Origin of the sequence: Rhizobium redzepovicii, assembly GCF_019793435.1 — a bacterium.
GTDB lineage: Bacteria > Pseudomonadota > Alphaproteobacteria > Rhizobiales > Rhizobiaceae > Rhizobium > Rhizobium redzepovicii.
Genome location: NZ_JAILYH010000004.1, coordinates 216047 through 238017, shown reverse-complemented (window position 1 = coordinate 238017; position 21971 = coordinate 216047). Strand labels below are relative to the sequence as shown.

The window sequence follows — 21971 nt, the reverse complement described above, 5'->3', positions numbered from 1 at the left end:
GAGGCTTGCGGCTTTTGCGATTTCGGGTCCGGCCGGCGCCTTGACGCTTGCCGCGACCCGGCCCCGCAGGCAATCTCCTGACGACTCGACGCGGAAGATGGCGGTTTTCGACCATTTTCCGCATCAATTGGAGACTGTCGCTTGCGTAACATTGAGATGCGGCCCCTGACGGGCGCTTTGCTGATCGCCACTTCGGTGCTGGCGCTGTCCGGCTGCGCGTCGGACAAGAAGGCACTCGATTCCGCCGCAGCCGTTCCGGCACCGCAGGCAGCCGCACCGCAGCTTGCCGCGGCGGCACCCGCAAGCCCTGCCCCACGTTCGGTCTACACGGATCCCCGGCTCGTCAATGTCTCCGGCGCCCAAGCCGCGCCCCAGGCCGTAGGAGCAGATCCGAATGCCCCCGTACCGCCGGCCGATCCGGCGGCGGCAGCGCCTGCCAATATCGGCGGGCTGGTGCTGCAGTCGACCCGGATCAACGCGCAGGCCATGAGCATCTTTTCCGACCACCAGCCGGCGCCGCAGAACAACAGCACGTCGACTGTCATTCAGCCGCAGGCCTATGCGCCTGTCGGTGCAGCACCCGCCAGAAGCAGCGTCTACAGCCAGCAACCCGTAACAGAACCGCCTGCGGATCCGGTGCTGCCGCAACAATCCTCGCAGAATGGCAGCACACAGCTTGTGCCCGTCCAAACGGCGTCGCTGGCGGCAGACGGCAATCCGGCCCCGACGATGAATGCGCTCTACAGCGCGCCGAAGCAGAACCTGCTCGGCAGCCTCACCGGCCTGTTGCAAAAAGCGTCCCTGCCCGGCATGACGCGGATCGCGCCGAACGGGCTGCATGTCCAGAACGACAAGGTCGAGGTCGGCTGCTTCAAGCCCGAGCTGCTGAACGTGATCAAGACGGTCGAAACCCATTTCGGCCGGCCTGTCATCGTTACGTCGGGCTATCGCGACGAAGAGCATAACCGCCTGGTCGGCGGCGCCGACGAATCGATGCACAAGAGTTGCGAGGCGGCCGACATTCAGATCGACGGCGTCACGAAATGGGATATCGCCGCCTATATCCGCTCACTGCCGAACCGCGGCGGCGTCGGCACCTATTGCCACACGGATTCGGTCCATCTCGATACCGGCAAAAGTCGCGACTGGAACTGCGGCTGCGGCGGCAAACGCGCGCCTATGGCGACCGCAAGAGCGATCTGACGGCCGCGCGTTCTTCGCATGACCTTACGGAAGCGCCGCCTCGTCTTGTTGAAGAGATAGCCGGCAGCCCGTTGATTCAGCTTCAATAATCAGCTCCTCGAACGCATTCGGATTTCCTGTCATTTTTTTGAAAGAAACCGAATTTGCCGCTTGCGGGATTCATAACGCCTGACTATAAGGGCGCCACCACGAAGGAAGCGCCCTTCGTCTATCGGTTAGGACACCAGATTTTCATTCTGGGAAGAGGGGTTCGACTCCCCTAGGGCGTGCCACTTTCTCTCCATATAGAAGCCATTGCATCCGCTTGCAGAAGTCTGCGCGTGCTCCTATTTTAACGGGGCCGGCCTGCGCCCTTCGTCTATCGGTTAGGACGACAGATTCTCATTCTGTAAAGAGGGGTTCGACTCCCCTAGGGCGTACCAATTTTATCCAAATCAACTACCGGCGCGGCACCGGATCAATAGCCTGTCCGACAGACGGTGTCGTCCCCGCCCTCTTTGACTAAGACGCTTGTTGATGGATTTCTGGGCATTCCCCATTTGCAACGAAACAGGTCGGCTCTGAATGCGTCGAACCTCGACTTCCGATTCCGAGGACAACAGTACCCGCCCGCCCCGGTCGTCTACGTACCTGCACAGCCCGCAATGCGGATCACCAACTGCAACAGACTTGGCAATGGGTCTCCTGCGCGACATTCTGAGGCGCGTATCTCTGCGGCCTCCGCAACTGGCTTATCGGCATAGCGCCACGTTTCTCCACAGCCACAAATAAATCGGCGAAAACGATGATTTTTTCGCGTCTTGGCGCTTGCGGCTTTTGAAGGTGCTGACTATAAGGGCGCCACCACGAAGGAAGCGCCCTTCGTCTATCGGTTAGGACACCAGATTTTCATTCTGGGAAGAGGGGTTCGACTCCCCTAGGGCGTGCCACTTTCTTCTCTCTGAACTCCACATCGTCAGCATTTTTTGCGCGGCTATTTTATTTTGCCGGCGCAGCATCGCAGACGCGAAGCTGGATGCGGCGGGCGCCCTGGTAATGCTCGGCACCGAGCGAGCCTGCAACATGCAGGCTGGCGCCGCGTGAATTGATGAGAAGATTGCCGAGTGCCGTATCGGCGGCGCGGAAGGCGATGCCGTCGAGCCGCGATCCATCCATTGCCTCCATCGTCACCTTCACATGTTTCTCCCCGACCAGGCGTGCATCGCGCACCCGATGCGCCGGCACGGCAAAGAGCGGCTGGGCGTGGCCGGAGCCATAGGGGCCGGCGGCCTCCAGGCGGTCGATGAGTTCGAGCGTGGCGCCGCTGGCGCCGATCGCCCCGTCGATCTTCAAGGTCTCGTTGGCGACGAGGTTCGCCACGGTTCTTGCCGACTTCTCTGTGAAGAAGGTCCTCAACCTGCCGAGATCGGCGCGCTCGACCGTCAGCCCCGCGGCCATGGCGTGACCACCGCCCTTGATCAGCAACCCTTCATCGACCGCCGCGCGCACCATCCGGCCCATGTCGAAGCCGTTGATAGAGCGGCCCGAGCCGGTGCCGCGGCCGGAGGTATCGAAGGCGATCGCAAAGGCCGGCCGTTTGAACTTCTCCTTCAGCCGCGCCGCGATCAGTCCGACGATGCCGGGATGCCATTTCTCGTGGGCGGTGACGATGACGGAGGCGCCCTCGCCGTCGCCATATTCGGCGAGCGCTTCGGCCTCAGCCTCCTGCAGCATGATCGCCTCCATCGCCTGGCGCTCGCGGTTGAGCTCATCCAGGCGCTGGGCGATCACCTCAGCCTCCCCCGTGTCATCGAGCGTCAGCAAGCGGCTTCCGAGCGCGGCATCGCCGATCCGACCGCCGGCATTGATGCGCGGACCGATCAGGAAGCCGAAATGATAGGGTGTGACAGGGCCAGCGAGCCCGGCCTTGCGGAACAGCGCTGCAAGCCCGGCATTGCTTTGGTGGCGGGCGGCGACCAGCCCCTTCACCACATAGGCGCGGTTGAGGCCCTTCAGCGGCACGACATCGCAGACTGTCGCCAACGCGACGATATCCAGCCATTGCAAGAGGTCGAGCGCCAGGATGCCCTTGTTGCCGGCCGCCCGCAGCAGCCTCAGTGTGGCGACCAGCACCATGAAGACCACGCCGGCGGCGCAAAGATGCCCCTGCCCCGACAGATCGTCCTCGCGGTTCGGATTGACGAGCGCATGGCAGGGCGGCAGCTCATGTGTCACCTGGTGGTGATCGATGACGACGACATCGATATTGCGCGCGGCGGCGGCGGCCAGCGCCTCGTGACTGGTCGAGCCGCAATCGACCGCGACGATCAGCCGGGCGCCGTTGTCGATCAGCTGGTTGATCGCCGCCGGATTGGGGCCGTAGCCTTCAAAGACGCGGTCGGGAATATAGATGTGCGCCTTGACGCCGAAATGAGTGAGGAAACGAAACATCAGCGCCGAGGAAGCCGCACCGTCGACATCGTAGTCGCCAAAGATCGCGACATTCTCGCCGCGCTCGATGGCGCTCACCAGGCGGGTGGCGGCCTTTTCGCAATCCGTCAAAACATGCGGATCGGGCATCAGGCCGCGGATCGTCGGATCGAGGAATTCGATCGCCTCGTCCACCGTCACGCCGCGCCCGGCCAGCACGCGGGCGATCAGATCCGGCATGCCGTGGATTTGCGACATGGCCAGCGCCCGGTTCTGCCCGGCCTGGTCGAGCCGCGCCACCCAGCGATTGTCGAGCGCGGATTTCTCCACGCCGAGAAACGCGCGCTGTACCGGATCGACGAGATCTGCCATGCCATACTCCGCTGACTTCATCTGCTCTTTCTACAGAAGCAGCGGAGATAACATAGCGATGGATTTACAGACACGGATTTTTACCAGAACACCGCCCAGATGATTGCGGCGACGCCGGCAAGCTGCACGAGCAGGAAGGAGAACAGCGTCAGCAGAATAGCCCAGTTGCGGCCTTCCGTGTATTCATCGCCGTCAGCCTCATCAGGGACCTCTTCGCGAATGTCACGGTAGGCCGGCTTGAGAATTTCCCCAAGCATATCAGGACGGTCCGGCGGCACCTCGCTCGGGCGGCCATACCCCTTGCCGGCGTGGCTGTCCTTGCTCATGAAATTCTCCACGCCGACGACTCACCATCTATGGTTTTATTTATATCAATATTTCGGTATTTGTTAATATAGACTTCCGTAAGGGGAGCCCGGACGATCAACAAAAAAACCGCCCTGTCTTGTTGAACTGCCAGTTCAACAAGACAGGGCGGCTGATATTCGCCGGCTGGAAAGGCTTAAGCTTCTTCTTTCGGCCGCTCGATGCGAATCACCTGCGGTTCGCCGAAGAGATAGCCTTCCGATTTGATCGAGGCGACCGCCTTGCGCACCGACTCTTCCATCGTCGCGTGGGTGACGAGAATGATCGTCTGGTGGTGCGACGGCGCCAGATGCTGCTTGGAGCGCTGGACGATCGATTCCAGCGAGATGTTGTTTTCCGCCATGCGGGTTGCGACGCTGGCAAAGACGCCGGTGCGGTCGAGCACGGTCAAGCGGATAAAGTAGCCGCCCTCGTGGCTCTGCATCTGCGCCTTGCGGTAGGGTTCCAGCGCCTTTGCGGGATGGCCGAGCACCGGTACGCGCTGCGCGCCCGGCTGGCTTTTGGCGATATCGGCGATATCACCAAGTACGGACGAGGCCGTCGCATTGCCGCCGGCGCCGGGACCGACCATCAGCAGTTCGCCGAGCACGTCGGATTCGATTGCGACAGCATTGGTGACGCCATCGACCTGGGCAATGACCGAATCGACCGGCACCATGGTCGGATGCACGCGCTGCTCAATGCCGGTGTCGGTTCGCTGGGCAACACCCAGGAGCTTGATGCGATAACCGAGCTCGGCGGCAGCGTGGATATCCTCGATCGAGATGTTGGTGATGCCTTCGAGATAGATATCGTCGGCCGCGATGCGATTGCCGAAGGCGAGCGTCGTCAGGATGGAAAGCTTATGGGCCGTGTCGTTGCCCTCGATATCGAAGGCCGGATCGGCCTCGGCATAACCCAGCCGCTGGGCTTCCTTCAGGCACTCGGCGAAGGAAAGCCCCTCCTTTTCCATCTTGGTCAGGATGTAATTGCAGGTGCCGTTCATGATGCCATAGATGCGCGAGACGGCATTGCCGGTCAGCGATTCGCGCAGCGCCTTGATGACCGGGATGCCGCCGGCGACTGCGGCCTCGAAGTTTAGAAGCGCGCCCTTCTCCTCGGCGATCGTCGCAAGCTCGACGCCGTGATAGGCAAGCAGCGCCTTGTTGGCTGTCACCACATGGAGACCGCGCTTGAGTGCGGCGCGTACGGAGGTGTTGGCAGCCCCTTCGGCGCCGCCCATCAGCTCGACGAAGACGTCGATATCGCCCTTTTCGGCAAGATCTTCCGGCCGATCGAACCAGGTAACAGCGGAAAGATCGATGCCGCGGTCTCTCCTTTTGTCACGCGCGGAGACCGCCGTGATGGTGATCGGACGCCCGCAGGTGACGGCAAGCTCGTTGCTCTTCTGCTGAATGATGCGGACTAGCGAGGCGCCAACGGTGCCCAAGCCCGCAATGCCGATTTTGAGGGCATCTGCCATGGATCGATCCTGAATGTCTGTGTGGCGGCAGCCGCAGGACGCGGCTGCCTTTAAGAGTTGGATTAACGGTGCGCGTTCAGCGAAATGACGTTGTGCATCGTTTCGTCTGCCGTCGACATGAACTTCTTGATGTTGCGCGCAGCCTGGCGGATGCGGTGTTCGTTCTCGACGAGCGCCAGACGGACGTAGTCGTCGCCCTGTTCGCCGAAGCCGATGCCGGGAGCAACGGCGACGTCGGCCTTCTCGACCAGCAGCTTGGAAAACTCAAGCGAGCCGAGATGACGGAACTTTTCCGGGATCTTCGCCCAGGCGAACATGGTGGCAGCCGGCGGCGGCACGTCGAAGCCCGCCTTGCCGAAGCTTTCGACCATGACGTCGCGGCGGCGCTTGTAGACGTTGCGAACCTCCGCAATGTCGGAGCCGTCGCCGTTCAGCGCATGCGTCGCCGCCACCTGGATCGGCGTGAAGGCGCCGTAGTCGAGGTAGGACTTGACGCGGGTGAGCGCCGCGATCAGCCGCTCGTTGCCGACGGCAAAGCCCATGCGCCAGCCAGGCATGGAGAAGGTCTTCGACATCGAGGTGAACTCGACCGTCACATCGATTGCACCCGGCACCTCGAGAACCGACGGCGGCGGAGCGCCGTCGAAATAGATCTCCGAATAGGCAAGGTCGGAAAGCACGATGATGTCGTGCTTCTTGGCGAAGGCGATGACGTCCTTGTAGAAATCGAGTGTCGCGACCAGGGCAGTCGGATTCGAGGGGTAGTTGAGGATGAGTGCCAGGGGCTTCGGGATCGAATGCCGGACCGCGCGCTCAAGCGGCGGGAAAAAGCTCTCATCCGGCTCCACTGACATGGAGCGGATCACGCCGCCCGCCATCAGAAAGCCGAAGGCGTGGATCGGATAGGTCGGGTTCGGGCAGAGGATGACGTCGCCGGGCGCGGTGATCGCCTGCGCCATATTGGCGAAGCCTTCCTTGGAGCCCAAGGTGGCGACTACCTGGGTATCCGGGTTGAGCTTGACGCCGAAACGGCGGGCATAATAGGCGGCCTGGGCGCGGCGCAGCCCCGGAATGCCCTTGGAGGACGAATAACGGTGGGTGCGCGGATCCTGCACGACCTCGCACAGCTTGTCGACGATCGACTGGGGAGTGGGAAGGTCGGGGTTTCCCATGCCGAGATCGATGATATCGGCGCCGCCCGCTCGCGCGCTTGCTTTCAAACGGTTGACCTGTTCAAAAACATAAGGCGGCAAACGCCGGACTTTGTGAAACTCTTCCATTTCATTCCCCATGGAAAGGCGGCTTTCGGGCCGCAGTCGAAGTTCGTTCCGTCTCCCGGCGGCTGCGACACGAACTTCAGAATCGCAACGCCGTATTCATCAGACCCAAGACACGCGGCAAATCTTTGACGGAAAAGCCGCATAAAGCGCATTATCGGGAAAATCTTGTCTTCCGATCCATCCGGAAGGCTTTGCGTCCAAAATGCCTGAAAGGCAAGGTCTATTTGGAGATTTCGGAGAGCGTATCAGCGCCGTGCTCGGCGGCGAGGCGGCGCATTTCGGCGGCCTTGGCCTGATATTCGGCTTCCGAGATCGTGCCGGCCTTACGCCGGGCGGCAAGTGCGGTCAGCTGATGTTGCAGTTCGGCTGCCTGCTCGTCGCTCATCTGCACATTGGCGGCCGTCAGCGGCGCGCCGAAATTTGGGTAACCGTCCGGCGACTTCGCCAGGCCGCCTTCGACCGCATCGCCCTTGGTGGCCGGCATGACCACGGCGGTCGGCGCCGCTCGCTTGGCGGCGGCTGCGGCCTTCTCCTCGGCCGTCAGATTGCATCCGGCCAGGGCCATCGCCGCCGCGGCGCAGATCAATGCGGTGCGGTTGAAGGTTGCGATGCGCCGAATGCCGTTCTTCGTCATGCCTCAAAATCCAGTTCTGACTGCGTCGACTGTTAAATTTGTCGCAGCGACAAAGCAATAGCATGAGCCGGCGCGGGTGGAACTTGTTTTCTCGTTCAATCACGATGTACAACGATTGGATAAAAAGAGTGCTGCCGCCGGAGGAAATGGTGACCGACAGCAAGCAGGAGAATGGCGGCCAGAAGAATGGCGGCAAGGCCGGTTTCGACGCGACCGATCTCGATCCCTATCTGTTGAAGGATCCCGAGGCGATGGCGATGAATTTCGCCCGGGCGCTCGAAAATCTCGGCCAGGCGGCCTCGGCCTGGCTTGCGCCGCGCGAACGCGGCGAGATCAGCGAAACCGTCGTCGATCCGATGACCGACATGGTCAAGACGCTTTCCAAGGTCACCGAATACTGGATTGCCGATCCCCGCCGCACCTTCGAGGCGCAGACGCAGCTGATGTCCTCCTTCTTCGGCATCTGGATGCGCTCTATGCAGCGCATGCAGGGCGAGCCCTCGCCTCCGGAACCGGACACCCGCAAGGACAAACGCTTCTCCGACGAGGACTGGCAGAAAAATCCGTTCTTCGATTTCATCCGCCAGGCCTATTTCGTCACCACCGACTGGGTGGAGAAGCTGGTGTCGGAGACCGACGGCCTCGACGAGCACACCAAGCACAAGGCCGGTTTCTACGTGAAGCAGATCACGGCAGCACTCTCGCCGAGCAATTTCGTCGCCACCAATCCGCAGCTCTATCGCGAGACGATCGCAACCAGCGGCGAAAACCTGGTGCGCGGGATGAAGATGCTGGCCGAGGATATCGCTGCCGGAAAGGGTGATCTTCGCCTTCGCCAGACAGACATGACGAAATTCGCCGTCGGCCGCGACATGGCGCTGACGCCGGGCAAGGTGATCGCCCAGAACGACATCTGCCAGATCATCCAATATGAGGCTTCAACCGAAACGGTCCTGAAGCGGCCGCTGCTGATCTGCCCGCCCTGGATCAACAAATTCTATATTCTCGACCTCAACCCACAGAAATCCTTCATTAAATGGTGCGTCGATCAGGGTCAGACCGTCTTCGTGATTTCCTGGGTCAACCCGGATGCGCGCCATGCCGCCAAGGACTGGGCGGCCTATGCCCGCGAGGGCATCGATTTCGCGCTCGAGACGATCGAGAAGGCGACCGGCGAGAAGGAGGTCAACGCCGTCGGCTATTGCGTCGGCGGCACACTTTTGGCCGCAACGCTGGCGCTGCACGCCAAGGAGAAGAACAAGCGCATCAAAACGGCGACACTTTTCACCACCCAGGTCGATTTCACCCATGCCGGCGATCTCAAGGTCTTCGTCGACGAGGAGCAGCTTGCAGCGCTCGAAGAGCATATGCAGGCGACCGGCTATCTCGACGGCTCGAAGATGTCGATGGCGTTCAACATGCTGCGCGCTTCCGAGCTGATCTGGCCTTATTTCGTCAACAGCTACCTCAAGGGCCAGGATCCCCTGCCCTTCGATCTGTTGTTCTGGAACGCCGATTCGACCCGCATGGCGGCGGCAAACCATACCTTCTATCTGCGCAACTGTTATCTCAGGAACTCGCTGACGCAGAACGAGATGATCCTTGACGGCAAGCCAGTGTCGCTGAAGGACGTGAAGATCCCGATTTATAATCTCGCCACCCGCGAGGACCACATCGCCCCTGCCAAATCCGTCTTCGTCGGCAGCCAGTTTTTCGGCGGCAAGGTGGAATTCGTTGTCACGGGCTCGGGACATATCGCCGGCGTGGTCAACCCGCCGGATAAGAAGAAGTATCAATTCTGGACGGGCGGCCCGGCCAAGGGCGAGTACGAGACCTGGATCGAGCAGGCGACCGAGACGGCGGGATCATGGTGGCCACATTGGCTGGCCTGGATCGAGACCCATGACGGCAGGCGCGTTGCGGCGCGCAAACCGGGCGGCGATGCGCTGAACGCGATCGAGGAAGCCCCCGGAAGTTATGTGATGGAACGCGTCTGAAAGATCCCACGCATCTCTTTTTGAGACGTCATGAAAAAGCGCAACACCGCGTAAACAAATTAGAAACCATAATTCGTCATCCTTGCGAAACAGTCGGATGTCGCGGGTGGTCTAAATTCGGCCCATTTGCGCCATTACCGGCCCCGGCGAAGTGTAGTCAGTCAGTGCCGCCGGCCTGCGTAGCGAGTTTGAAAGACGAGTTCAGTATGGCGTTTGCGGTCGGGACGTTCGATGACGTCACCCCTCTTGGCGGATCTGCTTTTCGTTTGCGCAGATCTCGTGGCTTTCTTTACGGCGTCGTCGGCGCCGGATTTCTGACCTCCACATGGTTGATTGCGACCTTGGCGACGATGCATTCGGTTGCCGCGCCCGTTTCTCCGCCCGAAAGATTCACCCAGGCCGCAGCGGCGCCGAAGCCCAGGCCGGCGACGCACGAACGGCTGATCCATGTCGGCAAGGCCGATCGCTTGGCCGCCTTCGACGCCAAGCCGGTCGTCGCCCTGACGGCCGACCTCGTCCAATCGCATGCGCAGAAAACCAATGCTACTGCAACGGCACTGGCGGCACTTACAAAACACAATCGGCTTGTCATGGCTGCCGAGCAGCCTGTGGTTGCCGCGATTTCCGACAGCGCCAAATTCCGCAAGGATGACGTGGTCACGCCGCCGGCCGTCGAGGTTGCCTCGGCAGAGAGTGTAGAAGAAGACGACGGCGACCGGATCGTCGTTCCCTCGAAGGAGGCCGTCGCCGCTGCCGAACTCCCGGCCCTGCTGGCGCTTGCCGATGCCGGACCGCAGCAGATTGCGCCTGCCCCGGTCCAGCCCGCCCTCAAGACGGCGTCACTGCCGCAGGAAAAATCTGCGCCCGTAGAAATTGCCGCGGCCGAAGACCCGCAGCCTTTCGATCTCGTTCTGGCGCCGGATGCCGGTTCCGTACCGCTGCCGATGGCGCGTCCTGACGGCCTTATCGGCAAACCGGCACCGGCCGCCAAGGGTTCGCAGCGCGCCGGCGAGCCTGCCCTTGCCTATGCCCAGCCGAACTCGCCGATCGAAGACGACCAGGACGATGCAGTGCCGCGCTACGACAAGCCGGTCTTCTCGCCGAAGCTGCGCGCCGGCGTCGCCATCTACGACATCGAAAACAGCACGGTTTATCTGCCGAACGGCGAGAGGCTGGAAGCTCATTCCGGGCTCGGCAAGATGCGCGACAATCCGCGTTACGTCGACAAGAAGATGCGCGGGCCGACCCCGCCACATACCTACGCCCTCACCATGCGCGAAAGCCTTTTCCACGGTGTCGAGGCGCTGCGGCTGACTCCGCTCGAGGGGTCGGACGCCATCTATGACCGTGTCGGCCTGCTCGCCCACACCTACATGCTCGGCAAGAACGGCGATTCCAACGGCTGCGTCTCCTTCAAGGATTACAAGCGCTTCCTCGCCGCCTACAAGCGCGGCGACATCAGGCAGCTCGTAGTCGTGCCGCGCCTGAACAACAAGCCGTCTTCGACGCTCGCCTCGCTGTTTTCGTCGCGCAGTTAAGCGATGGGAGAGCAGCAGCCGCTGGTGTGCCTGCGCGCTACTTCAACCAGACTGCAATCCGCTCCACCGCCTCGGCGATCTCGGCTTGCGAGCCCGCGTAGGACAGGCGCAGGGTGCGATGTCCCTCCAGCGGATCGAAGTCGAGACCGGGTGTTGCGGCGACGTCGATTTCCGCGAGCATGCGCTTGGCAAAACCCATGCTATCATTGGTGAAGCGGGTGACGTCGAGATAGGCATAGAAGGCGCCGTCCATCGGCGAGGCGATCGAAAGACCGATCTGCGGCAGGCGCTTCATCAGCAAATCGCGGTTGGCGGCATAGCTCGCCTTATAAAGATCGAGTTCGGCGCCGGCGCCGAGCGCGGTCGTGGCGGCGATCTGGGAGAGTTCGGGCGGGGAGATATAGAGGCTCTGCGCCAACCGCTCGATCGGCCGCACCAAGCGCTCTGGCAGCACCATCCAGCCGATTCGCCAGCCGGTCATGCAGTAATATTTGGAGAAGGAGTTGATGACGATCGCCTCGTCGGTCAGTTCGAGTGCACTCGCCTCCTCGCCGGCGAAAGTCAGCCCGTGGTAGATTTCATCGGAGATGAAGGCGATGGAATGGGCCGCGCAGTAATTCGCAAGCGCCTTCAGCCCATCGCGGCCGGTCACCGTGCCGGTCGGGTTGGCGGGGCTCGCCAGCAGCACGCCCTTCAGGCTCACGCCGCTTTGCTTCTGCGCCGCCTCGAGGCTCTCAGGGGTGAGTGTGAAGTGGGTCTCGGCGGTTACCGGCACTTCGACAACCCTCAGGCCGAGCGCACCGAGGATATTGCGATAGGCGGGATAACCGGGCCTTGCGATCGCCACCGCATCACCGGCATCGAAGAGCGAGAGAAAGGCGAGATTGAAGCCTGCAGAGGAACCGGTGGTGATGGCGATCCGCGTGGGATCGATTTCCAGGCCGTGACGAAACCGGTAATGCTGGGCAAGAGCCGTTTTCAGCCGCGCCGTCCCCAGCGCATCGGTATAACCGATCCGGCCTTCGGCAAGGGCTGCGCGCGCCGCTTCGAGGGCCGCCTGGGGGGCTGGATGCGAGGGCTGACCGACCGCCATCGAAATCACCGGATGGCCGGCTACGCGCCGTTTCGTCGCCTCCGCCAGCACGTCCATGGCATGAAAAGGCTCGACTTCGCTGCGTTTCGATATGGAAAACAAGATCGCTTCTCGCTCGGCTTCTGCAATGATGGCCCGACAATTGCCGCATTAATCGGCTCATCACAATCCCGCGAGGGCCGCGCGGGGGTGAAATTTCCTGTTTGAGCGGAACTCAACGCGCCGTACCTTGACGCGACGCATTCAAGTCCATTAACCCGGCGACGGTCATCTCGCCCAGGAGACGACCCCATCGCCGTTGACGAGGATATCATGGCCTTTCTTCCGAAAACCTTCACCGCACTGGCGCTTGCCGCATCGATCGCCCTTCCCTTTCCGGCAGCAGCGCTCGACGACCAGCAGAAGAAGGAGTTCGGTGAATTCATCAAGCAATATCTGATCGAAAATCCCGAGATCATGCTCGATGTCCAGGACGCTTTGCAGAAGAAGCAGGAAGCCCAGCGGCTGGTGAAGGCCAATATGGCGATCGAAGAGAACACCAACGACATCTTCGATTCGAAGAACGACGTCACGCTCGGCAATCCCAAGGGCGATGTCACCGTCGTCGAATTCTTCGATTATAATTGCAGCTACTGCCGTCACGCGCTTCCCGACATGCAGGCAATGCTGAAGAAGGACAAAAACGTCCGCTTCGTGCTCAAGGAATTTCCGATCCTCGGACCGGATTCGGTCGCTGCCCACAAGGTGGCCGACGCCTTCCGCAAGCTGGCGCCTGAAAAATATTCCGATTTCCATGTCGCCCTGCTCGGCAGCGAAGGCCGCGCTTCGGACGAAACGGCGATCGCGGTTGCCGCTTCGCTCGGCGTCAGCGAGGACAAAATCCGCGCCGAGATGGCGAAGAACCCGAATGACGGCATCGTCCAGGCTACCTACCAGCTCGCCTCCAGTCTCGGCATCAGCGGCACGCCGTCCTATGTGATCGGCACCGAACTGGTGCCGGGCGCCGTCGGGCTCGACGATCTCGAAACCAAGGTCAAGAACATGCGCAGCTGCGGCAAGACCGCCTGCTGAGCACGTCAGCCGCCGGACGGCTGCCCATCAAATCGCCAAAATCGAAGCGTTTCAACCATGTGGACAAATGTGGCGCGATTCCTGCCGGCAATCCGTAAGGGCTTTCATTCGGCCTTCGCGGAGTCTATAGGTTGCCGTCGTACATTTTACGGAACATTCGATGACGCAAACGATTTTTGTCCTGAACGGCCCTAACCTCAACATGCTGGGCAAACGAGAGCCCGGCATTTATGGCGGCAAAACGCTGAAGGACATCGAGGCGGACTGCAAAGCCGCCGGCCGCGAACTGGGCTTCGACATCGATTTCCGCCAGAGCAACCACGAAGGTACGCTCGTCGACTGGTTCCATGAGGCCGACGAGAAAGCCGCTGGCGTCGCTATCAATGCGGGCGCCTATACGCATACATCGGTTGCGCTGCATGATGCGATCCGCGCTATTTCCATTCCCGTCATCGAACTCCACATATCCAACGTCCATGCACGGGAAGAATTTCGCCACAAATCGATGATCGCGCCGGCATGCAAAGGCGTGATCTGCGGTTTCGGGCCTCACAGCTACATCCTGGCGCTGCAGGCGCTGAAGAACATCACGGCATAAGAAGAAGACAGGGCAACACCATGGTTGAAAAGAAATCGGGTATCGATCAGGCACTGATCCGCGATCTCGCCAATATCCTCAACGAGACCGACCTGACCGAGATCGAGGTCGAGCAGGACGACCTGCGCATCCGCGTTTCGCGCGCCGGCACCCAGCAATATGTCCAGGCGCCGATCGCAGCGCCTGCCTATGCCGCACCCGCAGCGGCCACTCCGGCAGCAGCAGGCGCTGCACCGGCCGCAGCTCCCGCCCGCAACCCCGCCAATACAGTCAGCGCACCGATGGTCGGCACCGTCTACATGGCGCCGGCACCGGGCGCGCGCCCGTTCATCGAAGTCGGCGCCACCGTCAAGGAAGGCCAGACGCTGATCATCATCGAAGCGATGAAGACGATGAACCAGATCCCTTCGCCGAAGTCAGGCAAGGTGACCGAGATCCTCGTCGATGACGGACATCCCGTCGAATACGGCCAAGCCCTCGTCGTCATCGAATAGGCCGATGCCCATGATTTCGAAAATTCTCATCGCCAATCGCGGGGAAATCGCCCTTCGCGTGCTCCGGGCCTGCAAGGAGCTCGGCATCGCCTGCGTCGTGGTGCATTCGACCGCCGACGCCGATGCCATGCATGTGCGGCTTGCCGACGAAAGCGTCTGCATCGGTCCGCCCTCCTCGCGCGAGAGCTACCTCAATATCCACCAGATCGTCGCCGCCTGCGAGATCACCGGCGCCGATGCCGTGCATCCAGGCTACGGCTTTCTGTCGGAGAATGCCAAGTTCGCCGATATTCTCGAAGCCCACGGCATAACCTTCATCGGGCCGACGGCGGACCATATCCGCATCATGGGTGACAAGATCACCGCCAAGACGACGGCGCTGGAGCTCGGCATTCCCGTCGTTCCGGGCTCGGACGGAGAAGTGAAGACCGAAGAGGACGCGCTGAAGACGGCCGCCGAAATCGGCTATCCAGTGTTGATCAAGGCAACGGCCGGCGGTGGCGGACGCGGCATGAAGGTCGCCAAGAGCGAGGTCGACCTGATCGAGGCCTGGTCGACGGCGCGCACGGAAGCGGCAGCCGCCTTCGGCAACGATGCCGTCTATATGGAAAAATATCTCGGCAAGCCGCGCCATATCGAAATCCAGGTGTTCGGCGACGGCGAAGGCAATGCCATCCATCTCGGCGAGCGCGACTGCTCGCTGCAGCGCCGCCACCAGAAGGTCTGGGAAGAGGCGAATTCGCCGGCGCTCAACGTCGAGCAGCGCATGAAGATCGGCCAGGTCTGCGCCGACGCCATGAAGAAGCTGAAATATCGCGGCGCCGGCACGATCGAATTCCTCTATGAGAACGGCGAGTTCTATTTCATCGAAATGAACACCCGCCTGCAGGTGGAGCATCCGATCACGGAAGCCATCACCGGCATCGATCTGGTGCACGAGCAGATCCGCGTCGCCTCCGGCGGCGGTCTCTCGGTGACGCAGGATGAAGTGCATTTTTCCGGTCATGCCATCGAATGCCGCATCAATGCCGAGCACCCGCGCACTTTCGTGCCCTCGCCCGGCACGATCACGCATTTCCACGCGCCGGGTGGTCTCGGCGTGCGCATCGATTCCGGCGCCTATCAGGGCTACAAGATCCCGCCCTATTACGACAGCCTCATCGGCAAGCTGATCGTGCACGGCCGTACCCGCGTCGAATGCATGATGCGGCTGCGGCGGGCGCTCGACGAATTCGTCGTCGACGGCATCAATACGACGCTGCCGCTGTTCCAGGATCTCGTCTCCAACCAGGATATCGCCAACGGCGACTACGACATCCACTGGCTGGAACACTACCTCGCCAACGAACCGGCGGCATAGGGCAGGAATGGCGGGATCGCGCAGGAAGTCACCAGGCATTACCCCTGAAATTCTCCTGCGCGCCTACTCCATCGGCCTTTTCCCGATGGCTGAATCCGCCGACGACCCGGAGATTTTCTGGGTCGAGCCGGAATTGCGCGGTGTGCTGCCGCTCGACCATTTCCACCTGTCGAAGAGTCTTGCCAAGACGGTGCGCAGGAAACCCTTCGAAATCCGTTTCGATCACGCTTTCGAGCAGGTGATCGCTGCCTGCGCCGAGGAGACATCCGGTCGCCCGAGTACCTGGATCAACAAGACGATCAGGTCCCTTTATGCGACGCTCTTCGACATGGGCCATGCCCATACCGTCGAAGCGTGGGACGGCGACGAGCTGGTCGGCGGCCTCTACGGCGTCTCGCTCGGCTCGGCCTTCTTCGGCGAAAGCATGTTCTCACGCCGCACGGACGCTTCGAAGATCTGCCTCGTGCATCTGGTCGAGCGACTACGGGAAAGAGGCTTCACGCTGCTCGATACACAGTTCACCACCGAGCACCTGAAGACGTTCGGGGCGATCGACGTTGCGAAGGCCGATTATGGCGTGCTGCTTGAAGCCGCGATGGTATCGCCACACCTGAAGTTTTAAGCGCGATCATTTCATCCCTGCGTTGATTTTCCAGCCGATTTGAATAGGTTCGGAAAATGCAATGGGGGATAGAATTTTGAGACGATATTTTGCGGCGGCGGTCCTTTTCGCCTTGTTCACAGGCCAGGCCGACGCCCGACCTTACCAGGAGATGTTCCCGGACAGGAGCGATTTTTCCGAAGCGGAAAAACCGTTGCTGGAGAAGCTCGATTTTCAGCAGGGTGCGATCAAGCTGCCTGAGGCAAAGGCGACGCTGAACGTGCCCCAAGGCTTCTATTACCTCAATTCCGCCGACACGAAAAAGGTGCTCGTCGATATCTGGGGAAATCCCGCGGCTGCGGCGGAGGGAAAGATGGGGATGATCTTCCCGGCGAAATACGCGCCGACCGATATCGAGGCCTGGGGCTCCGTTGTGGAATACAGCGCGGACGGCTATGTCTCTGACGCCGATGCCGCCACGACGAATTACGACGAACTGCTGCAGAACATCAAGGATTCCATCCGAGAAAACAACGTCGAGCGCGAAAAGCAGGGTTTCGAGAAGATCACGCTTGTCGGCTGGGCCTCGACACCGCATTACGACAAATCGGCGCATGCGCTGCACTGGGCGCGCGATCTGGTCTTCGGCGATGATGCACAGGGGCAGCACACGCTGAACTATTCCGTGCGTGCGCTCGGCCGCGAGGGTGTCTTTCAATTCAACTTCGTCGCTGCCCTCGACCAGTTGAAGGAGATCGAGGACGTCATTCCGACAGTCACGAAGCTCGTGCAGTTCGACAAGGGAATGGCCTATGCCGACTATGTCGAAGGCGACAAGATCGCGGCCTATGGGATGGCGGGAATGATCGCTGCGGGCGCCGGCGCCAAGATTGCCGCGAAGGTGGGATTGCTGGCCGTTGCCCTCGCCTTTTTCAAAAAGGCCGGCATCCTTGTCGTCATCGCGGCCGGCGCTGTGCTTCGCTTCGCCAAGGGCCTTTTCAACAGGAACAAGACGCCCACTGCATAGATCCTGCTAGGGCCAAGATCACCGCCGGCGACACGCGTTAGCGCGCTGTCGCCTTGGCGTTGTCAGGCGCGGGGACATCCGAGTTTGCCTTGCAGTCCTTCAGCCAGACGTCGTAGATCGGATGCTCGACGGCGTTGAGGCCGGGGCTGGCGGCAAACATCCAGCCGGTGAAGATGCGGCGGATCTTGCGGTCGAGGGTGATCTCGTCGACTTCGACGAAACCGTCGATCTTCTGCGCTTCGGCCTGGTCGCGCGAGTAACAGGCCTTCGGCGTTACCTGCAGCGCGCCGAACTGGACGGTCTCGTTAACGTAGACGTCGAAGGTGGTGATGCGGCCGGTGATCTTGTCGAGGCCAGAGAAAACGGCTACCGGGTTTTCAATGCGTGCAGCACGTGCCGCAACCGGCGGAAGCAGGACCGAGAGCGCCAGCAGCGACCCGGCGGCACGCAGCGCCCTGTTTCGCGTGAAGAGCTTCATGTGTACCCGTCTCCAGATATTCTTCGTTCACGGCCGCGGTCAAGCGCGGCCAACCTGCGGGTAAAGGTCAATTGTGGCCAAAAGCCGGGTTTGGGATTGCCCCGGTCGAGCCGTCTCAGTTGCCCGGCGTCCAGGCGTCGTAATCGCCGGTGACCCGCGGACGCTCGCCCGGAACGGCGATGGATCCTGGCGGACGGTAGGCCTGCGGAGAACCGGTGAAGTTGGGACGATGCGCCTTCTGCCATTCCTTGGCGACGTAGTTTTCCTTGGACGGCGGAACATCGGTGCGGTGATGCATCCAGCCATGCCAGCCCGGCGGGATGGCGGAGGCATCGGCATAACCCTTGTAGATCACCCAGCGCTTCGGCAGACCGTAGGACGACATGCCGCCTTCATAATAGACGTTGCCGAATTCATCCTCGCCGACGCGCTTGCCGAAACGCCAGGTCGCAAAACGCGTGCCCATCGTCTGACTGTTCCACCAGGTAAAGGTCTGAACCAGAAGATTCCACATGTCTTTTCCTTGTGCCCGCCAGATGCGGGCCAAACCAGAATTCGTTTTCTCGCTTATGCCGCCGCCAAGCCGAATTGTCCAGCGATTCCGCGACAGCCAAAGGTCATTTCAAAGCCATCTTGAAGCCGAGATGCGAGGGCTTGAAGCCCAGTCTTTCATAGAAACGATGCGCATCCTTGCGGATCGCATTCGAGGTCAAAGCTACCCGCTTGATCCCGCGGCTTTTTGCCTCGGCAATGGCGAACTCGATCATCCCGGCGCCGATCCCCTGCCCACGAATGTCGGCCCGCGTCTGCACCGCCTCGATGATCATCGCCGACGAGCCTCGGCCAGTCAGCGTGGTCGTGACCATCGTCTGGAACGTGCCGACAACCTCGCCGCCGCGCTCCGCGACATACAGCACCTGGTCGGGCGAAGCCTCGATGGCCGCGAAGGCCCTGACATAATCGGCAAAGGCCACTGGATCGGTGGTGTCGCCATGACCGCCGACGGCGTCGGCGGCAAATATTGACACGAGAGCGTGCAAATCCTCCCTGCGCGCCTGGCGAATGCGAATGTCGGGCAATTCGCCTTCCACGCCTCAATGCCCCTCGAGCGTTTTTTCGAGGATCACCGCCGGGATGCCGGATTGCCCAGGCGCGCTATTCTCGTTGCGTCCGACTTCGGCAAAGCCGTGCGCCTGATAGAAGGCGATCGCCGCTGCATTTTGCGGCTCGACTTCGAGGCGCATGATCTCCGCATCCGGAAAGCAGGTTTCGAGCTCGGCGAAGAGATCGCGGCCGATGCCCTGGCGCTGTAGCGCCGGAGCGACATAGAGCAGATGCAGCATGACCGTCTTCGTCAGCTCCTGCGACATCGCCGCATACCCCATGCCGCCGATTTTGCGGCCGTCGTCGGCAACGAGGAATTCGGCATCCTTGCGCACCAGGCGCGTTTTCAGCGCCTCCGGCGAAAACAGCTGGGCAGTGAGCTCCTCCACCCTGGCTCTGCCGTGGAGACTGTCATAGGTCGCGTGAAAACTTTCCACCAGCAGGGCGCGGACCTTCTCCAGGTCGCGCTCGCCGGCAGTGCGGACGAAATACACCGCTTATTCCTCGATGCCGAGCTTCGCCTTGACGAGCGCCTGGACGGCCTGCGGATTGGCCTTGCCGCCGGTCGCTTTCATCACCTGGCCGACGAACCATGCGGCCAAGGTCGGCTTCGCCTTGACCTTCTCCACCTGATCGGGATTGGCGGCAATGATCTCGTCCACGGCCTTTTCGATGGCGCCCGTATCCGTCACCTGCTTCATGCCGCGCGCTTCGACGATCTCGGCGGGATCGCCGCCCTCGGTCAGCACGATCTCGAAGAGATCCTTGGCGATCTTGCCGGAAATGGTGCCAGCCTTGATGAGATCGATGATGGCGCCGAGCTGGGCCGGCGAAACCGGCGTCTGCTCGATATCCTTGCCGGTGCGGTTCAGCGCGCCGAGCAGGTCGTTGATCACCCAGTTTGCCGCTGTCTTGCCGTCGCGGCCTGCAGCCACGGCTTCGAAATAATCGGCGATCGCCTTTTCGGAGACGAGCACCGAGGCGTCATAGATCGACAGGCCGAGCTCGCGCACGAAGCGCTCCTTCTTGTCGTCAGGCAATTCCGGCAGATCGACGGCGAGCGCCTGGACGAAGGCGTCGTCGAATTCGAGCGGCAGCAAGTCCGGATCGGGGAAATAACGATAGTCGTGCGCATCCTCCTTAGAGCGCATCGAACGCGTCTCGCCCTTGTTCGGGTCGAACAGCCGCGTCTCCTGCTCGATCGTGCCGCCATCTTCCAGAATGCCGATCTGGCGGCGGGCTTCATATTCGATCGCCTGGCCGATGAAGCGGATGGAGTTGACGTTCTTGATCTCGCAGCGCGTGCCGAAACCTTCGCCGGGGCGGCGGACGGAGACGTTGACGTCGGCGCGCATCGAGCCTTCGTCCATGTTGCCGTCGCAGGTGCCGAGATAACGCACGATCGAACGCAGCTTGGTCATATAGGCCTTGGCTTCGTCGGACGAGCGCATGTCGGGCTTGGAGACGATCTCCATCAGCGCGACGCCGGAGCGGTTCAGATCGACATAGGACATGGTCGCATGCTGGTCATGCAGCGACTTGCCGGCATCCTGCTCCAGATGCAGGCGCTCGATGCCGATCTCGATATCCTCGAACTGGCCCTGGCGGTCCGGCCCGAGCGAAATGACGATCTTGCCCTCGCCGACGATCGGATCCTTGAACTGCGAGATCTGATAGCCCTGCGGCAGGTCGGGATAGAAATAGTTCTTGCGGTCGAAGAGCGAGCGCTTGTTGATCTGGGCCTTGAGGCCGAGACCGGTGCGCACGGCCTGCCTGACGCATTCCTCGTTGATGACGGGCAGCATGCCGGGCATGGCGGCATCGACCAGCGAGACGTTCGAATTCTGCGGCTTGCCGAATTCCGTCGAGGCGCCGGAGAAGAGCTTCGAATTGGACAGCACCTGGGCATGGACTTCCATGCCGACGATGACTTCCCAGTCGCCGGTGGCGCCGGGGATGAAGCGTTTCGGATCAGGCGTGCGGACGTCGACAAGGGTCATCTGATACTCTTTGCAGGCTGTTCTTTTCCACTGGTGAGGTAACGGAAATGGGATGTCGGTGCAAGGCTTTCGCGGAATTGTGTAGCAGTGGCCGTTGCCCGCTTCCGCCCAGATCGAGGCGGCTTTGCACCTGAAGCGCGACGGCTCAATATTTGATCATGCTAATGGACATGAGTTTAGCCCGCTCCCGGTTGTCGTCAGCATCAGGATCTCTATCTTCAGCCACGATGCCGCTTTGATTTGAGATCTTCGCACGACGGAGGCAGTATTGAAGGATTATCTTCCCTATCTGGCCGGAGCCTTGGCGGGAGTGCTGATCGCGTTGACCATTTCCGCCCTGTTGACGCTGCAGGGAACACCACAACTCATTCTTTTCGCATTGCTGCCGGCAATCGGCGGAGCGATCTTTGAGCGCGTTCTCCAGCGTCGATCGGATAAGTTGTAAAGCGTTATGGCAAAGCTGAAAGAAATCGTGGTTGATTGCGACGTCCCCTCACGGGTTGCTCGTTTCTGGGCGGCTGCGCTCGATGGCTACGAAGTGATGCCCTATGACGATGCGGAGTTGGCCCGCCTCGCCGCGATCGGACTGACACCTGACACGGACCCGACCGTGATGGTCGATGGTCCGGGCCTGCGCTTTTGCTTCCACCTTCGTCGGGGAGAACGTCCCATCCGCAACCGCGTACATCTCGATATCGCCGCTCCAGATCGAGAAAAAGAAGTTCAGCGGCTCTTATCCCTCGGTGCGACATTCGTCCGCGAAACGAATAGCTACAGCGTATTGTATGATCCCGAAGGCAACAATTTTTGCGTGACGTCCGAATAGTCCGCTATGGGCTGAACACTGATATTCGCAAAGCGAGCAATCTTTCGCTTTCCGCCTG

22 protein-coding genes and 3 tRNA genes are annotated in these 21971 nt (G+C 61.1%); 14 read left to right on the top strand and 11 right to left on the bottom strand.

Annotated elements, in window-relative coordinates:
- Window positions 1-141: 141 nt before the first annotated feature.
- The 4 genes from K6N12_RS08240 to K6N12_RS08225 all read left to right on the top strand — a co-directional run bounded on the left by K6N12_RS08240 (window position 142) and on the right by K6N12_RS08225 (window position 2132).
- Window positions 142-1203: a YcbK family protein gene (locus tag K6N12_RS08240; RefSeq protein ID WP_222148800.1), complete on the top strand. Its 1062-nt coding sequence runs from the start codon at window positions 142-144 to the stop codon at window positions 1201-1203.
- A 197-nt stretch (window positions 1204-1400) separates the two neighbouring features.
- Window positions 1401-1475 (top strand) — tRNA-Glu (locus K6N12_RS08235).
- A gap of 75 nt (window positions 1476-1550) precedes the next feature.
- Window positions 1551-1625, top strand: a tRNA-Glu gene (locus tag K6N12_RS08230).
- Window positions 1626-2057: 432 nt separating this feature from the next.
- Window positions 2058-2132, top strand: a tRNA-Glu gene (locus K6N12_RS08225).
- A 49-nt stretch (window positions 2133-2181) separates the two neighbouring features.
- Here K6N12_RS08225 and recJ read toward each other — a convergent pair.
- From recJ to K6N12_RS08200, 5 genes are all read right to left on the bottom strand, one after another.
- The gene (gene recJ / locus K6N12_RS08220) at window positions 2182-3984 is read right to left on the bottom strand and encodes a single-stranded-DNA-specific exonuclease RecJ (RefSeq protein ID WP_097625336.1); all 1803 of its coding nucleotides are present in this window, start codon (window positions 3982-3984) and stop codon (window positions 2182-2184) included.
- 80 nt (window positions 3985-4064) lie between these two features.
- On the bottom strand, window positions 4065-4310 hold the full coding sequence (locus K6N12_RS08215; protein ID WP_097625335.1) for a hypothetical protein: 246 nt from the start codon (window positions 4308-4310) through the stop codon (window positions 4065-4067).
- A 176-nt stretch (window positions 4311-4486) separates the two neighbouring features.
- Entirely contained in the window at window positions 4487-5812 is a 1326-nt protein-coding gene (locus K6N12_RS08210) for a homoserine dehydrogenase (protein WP_097625334.1), read from the bottom strand.
- A gap of 62 nt (window positions 5813-5874) precedes the next feature.
- Window positions 5875-7092: an LL-diaminopimelate aminotransferase gene (locus tag K6N12_RS08205; RefSeq protein ID WP_003586883.1), complete on the bottom strand. Its 1218-nt coding sequence runs from the start codon at window positions 7090-7092 to the stop codon at window positions 5875-5877.
- A gap of 220 nt (window positions 7093-7312) precedes the next feature.
- The gene (locus tag K6N12_RS08200) at window positions 7313-7726 is read right to left on the bottom strand and encodes a hypothetical protein (protein WP_097625333.1); all 414 of its coding nucleotides are present in this window, start codon (window positions 7724-7726) and stop codon (window positions 7313-7315) included.
- Between the two features lie 146 nt (window positions 7727-7872).
- Between K6N12_RS08200 and K6N12_RS08195 the strand changes: the two genes are divergently transcribed.
- Window positions 7873-9723 (top strand): PHA/PHB synthase family protein, encoded by a 1851-nt coding sequence (locus K6N12_RS08195; RefSeq protein ID WP_222134747.1) that lies wholly within the window; start codon window positions 7873-7875, stop codon window positions 9721-9723.
- Between the two features lie 206 nt (window positions 9724-9929).
- Window positions 9930-11261 (top strand): DUF2778 domain-containing protein, encoded by a 1332-nt coding sequence (locus K6N12_RS08190; protein WP_097625331.1) that lies wholly within the window; start codon window positions 9930-9932, stop codon window positions 11259-11261.
- A 37-nt stretch (window positions 11262-11298) separates the two neighbouring features.
- Here the strand turns inward: K6N12_RS08190 and K6N12_RS08185 are convergent, their stop codons facing one another.
- Window positions 11299-12456, bottom strand: coding sequence for a pyridoxal phosphate-dependent aminotransferase (locus K6N12_RS08185; RefSeq protein ID WP_097625330.1), 1158 nt, complete (start codon window positions 12454-12456; stop codon window positions 11299-11301).
- A 210-nt stretch (window positions 12457-12666) separates the two neighbouring features.
- On the opposite strand from K6N12_RS08185, the gene K6N12_RS08180 reads away from it, so the two are divergent.
- The 6 genes from K6N12_RS08180 to K6N12_RS08155 all read left to right on the top strand — a co-directional run bounded on the left by K6N12_RS08180 (window position 12667) and on the right by K6N12_RS08155 (window position 17505).
- Window positions 12667-13425: a DsbA family protein gene (locus K6N12_RS08180; RefSeq protein WP_097625329.1), complete on the top strand. Its 759-nt coding sequence runs from the start codon at window positions 12667-12669 to the stop codon at window positions 13423-13425.
- Window positions 13426-13585: 160 nt separating this feature from the next.
- Window positions 13586-14023: a type II 3-dehydroquinate dehydratase gene (aroQ, locus tag K6N12_RS08175; protein ID WP_003578965.1), complete on the top strand. Its 438-nt coding sequence runs from the start codon at window positions 13586-13588 to the stop codon at window positions 14021-14023.
- 20 nt (window positions 14024-14043) lie between these two features.
- The gene (gene accB / locus K6N12_RS08170) at window positions 14044-14517 is read left to right on the top strand and encodes an acetyl-CoA carboxylase biotin carboxyl carrier protein (RefSeq protein WP_097625328.1); all 474 of its coding nucleotides are present in this window, start codon (window positions 14044-14046) and stop codon (window positions 14515-14517) included.
- 4 nt (window positions 14518-14521) lie between these two features.
- Complete coding sequence (gene accC / locus K6N12_RS08165) at window positions 14522-15877, top strand: acetyl-CoA carboxylase biotin carboxylase subunit (RefSeq protein ID WP_179867103.1); 1356 nt, start codon at window positions 14522-14524, stop codon at window positions 15875-15877.
- 7 nt (window positions 15878-15884) lie between these two features.
- A complete protein-coding gene (gene aat / locus K6N12_RS08160; protein WP_097625327.1) occupies window positions 15885-16499 on the top strand; it encodes a leucyl/phenylalanyl-tRNA--protein transferase in 615 nt (204 codons plus the stop codon).
- A 76-nt stretch (window positions 16500-16575) separates the two neighbouring features.
- Window positions 16576-17505, top strand: a complete 930-nt coding sequence (locus tag K6N12_RS08155) for a DUF2167 domain-containing protein (RefSeq protein WP_179867106.1) — start codon at window positions 16576-16578, stop codon at window positions 17503-17505.
- A gap of 37 nt (window positions 17506-17542) precedes the next feature.
- Here the strand turns inward: K6N12_RS08155 and K6N12_RS08150 are convergent, their stop codons facing one another.
- The 5 genes from K6N12_RS08150 to gatB form a co-directional block, all read right to left on the bottom strand.
- Window positions 17543-17983: a DUF2155 domain-containing protein gene (locus tag K6N12_RS08150; protein ID WP_097625325.1), complete on the bottom strand. Its 441-nt coding sequence runs from the start codon at window positions 17981-17983 to the stop codon at window positions 17543-17545.
- A 115-nt stretch (window positions 17984-18098) separates the two neighbouring features.
- Window positions 18099-18497 (bottom strand): NADH:ubiquinone oxidoreductase subunit NDUFA12, encoded by a 399-nt coding sequence (locus K6N12_RS08145; protein WP_003586900.1) that lies wholly within the window; start codon window positions 18495-18497, stop codon window positions 18099-18101.
- A gap of 103 nt (window positions 18498-18600) precedes the next feature.
- Window positions 18601-19074, bottom strand: coding sequence for a GNAT family N-acetyltransferase (locus K6N12_RS08140; protein WP_097625324.1), 474 nt, complete (start codon window positions 19072-19074; stop codon window positions 18601-18603).
- Between the two features lie 3 nt (window positions 19075-19077).
- Window positions 19078-19581, bottom strand: a complete 504-nt coding sequence (locus K6N12_RS08135) for a GNAT family N-acetyltransferase (protein ID WP_097625323.1) — start codon at window positions 19579-19581, stop codon at window positions 19078-19080.
- 3 nt (window positions 19582-19584) lie between these two features.
- Complete coding sequence (gatB, locus tag K6N12_RS08130) at window positions 19585-21087, bottom strand: Asp-tRNA(Asn)/Glu-tRNA(Gln) amidotransferase subunit GatB (RefSeq protein WP_097625322.1); 1503 nt, start codon at window positions 21085-21087, stop codon at window positions 19585-19587.
- Window positions 21088-21355: 268 nt separating this feature from the next.
- Between gatB and K6N12_RS08125 the strand changes: the two genes are divergently transcribed.
- A complete protein-coding gene (locus tag K6N12_RS08125) occupies window positions 21356-21532 on the top strand; it encodes a hypothetical protein (RefSeq protein ID WP_003586904.1) in 177 nt (58 codons plus the stop codon).
- Window positions 21533-21538: 6 nt separating this feature from the next.
- Window positions 21539-21913 (top strand): VOC family protein, encoded by a 375-nt coding sequence (locus tag K6N12_RS08120; RefSeq protein ID WP_097625321.1) that lies wholly within the window; start codon window positions 21539-21541, stop codon window positions 21911-21913.
- Window positions 21914-21971 lie beyond the last annotated feature (58 nt).

Bases quoted from the DNA above. Each gene is read 5' to 3' on its own strand.
- aat (WP_097625327.1), top strand. From the start codon at position 15,885: ATGGCGGGATCGCGCAGGAAGTCACCAGGCATTACCCCTGAAATTCTC.
- K6N12_RS08150 (WP_097625325.1), bottom strand. From the start codon at position 17,983: ATGAAGCTCTTCACGCGAAACAGGGCGCTGCGTGCCGCCGGGTCGCTG.
- recJ (WP_097625336.1), bottom strand. From the start codon at position 3,984: ATGGCAGATCTCGTCGATCCGGTACAGCGCGCGTTTCTCGGCGTGGAG.
- K6N12_RS08200 (WP_097625333.1), bottom strand. From the start codon at position 7,726: ATGACGAAGAACGGCATTCGGCGCATCGCAACCTTCAACCGCACCGCA.
- K6N12_RS08145 (WP_003586900.1), bottom strand. From the start codon at position 18,497: ATGTGGAATCTTCTGGTTCAGACCTTTACCTGGTGGAACAGTCAGACG.
- aroQ (WP_003578965.1), top strand. From the start codon at position 13,586: ATGACGCAAACGATTTTTGTCCTGAACGGCCCTAACCTCAACATGCTG.
- K6N12_RS08210 (WP_097625334.1), bottom strand. From the start codon at position 5,812: ATGGCAGATGCCCTCAAAATCGGCATTGCGGGCTTGGGCACCGTTGGC.
- K6N12_RS08120 (WP_097625321.1), top strand. From the start codon at position 21,539: ATGGCAAAGCTGAAAGAAATCGTGGTTGATTGCGACGTCCCCTCACGG.
- gatB (WP_097625322.1), bottom strand. From the start codon at position 21,087: ATGACCCTTGTCGACGTCCGCACGCCTGATCCGAAACGCTTCATCCCC.
- accB (WP_097625328.1), top strand. From the start codon at position 14,044: ATGGTTGAAAAGAAATCGGGTATCGATCAGGCACTGATCCGCGATCTC.
- K6N12_RS08205 (WP_003586883.1), bottom strand. From the start codon at position 7,092: ATGGAAGAGTTTCACAAAGTCCGGCGTTTGCCGCCTTATGTTTTTGAA.
- accC (WP_179867103.1), top strand. From the start codon at position 14,522: ATGCCCATGATTTCGAAAATTCTCATCGCCAATCGCGGGGAAATCGCC.
- K6N12_RS08215 (WP_097625335.1), bottom strand. From the start codon at position 4,310: ATGAGCAAGGACAGCCACGCCGGCAAGGGGTATGGCCGCCCGAGCGAG.
- K6N12_RS08195 (WP_222134747.1), top strand. From the start codon at position 7,873: ATGGTGACCGACAGCAAGCAGGAGAATGGCGGCCAGAAGAATGGCGGC.
- K6N12_RS08180 (WP_097625329.1), top strand. From the start codon at position 12,667: ATGGCCTTTCTTCCGAAAACCTTCACCGCACTGGCGCTTGCCGCATCG.
- K6N12_RS08190 (WP_097625331.1), top strand. From the start codon at position 9,930: ATGGCGTTTGCGGTCGGGACGTTCGATGACGTCACCCCTCTTGGCGGA.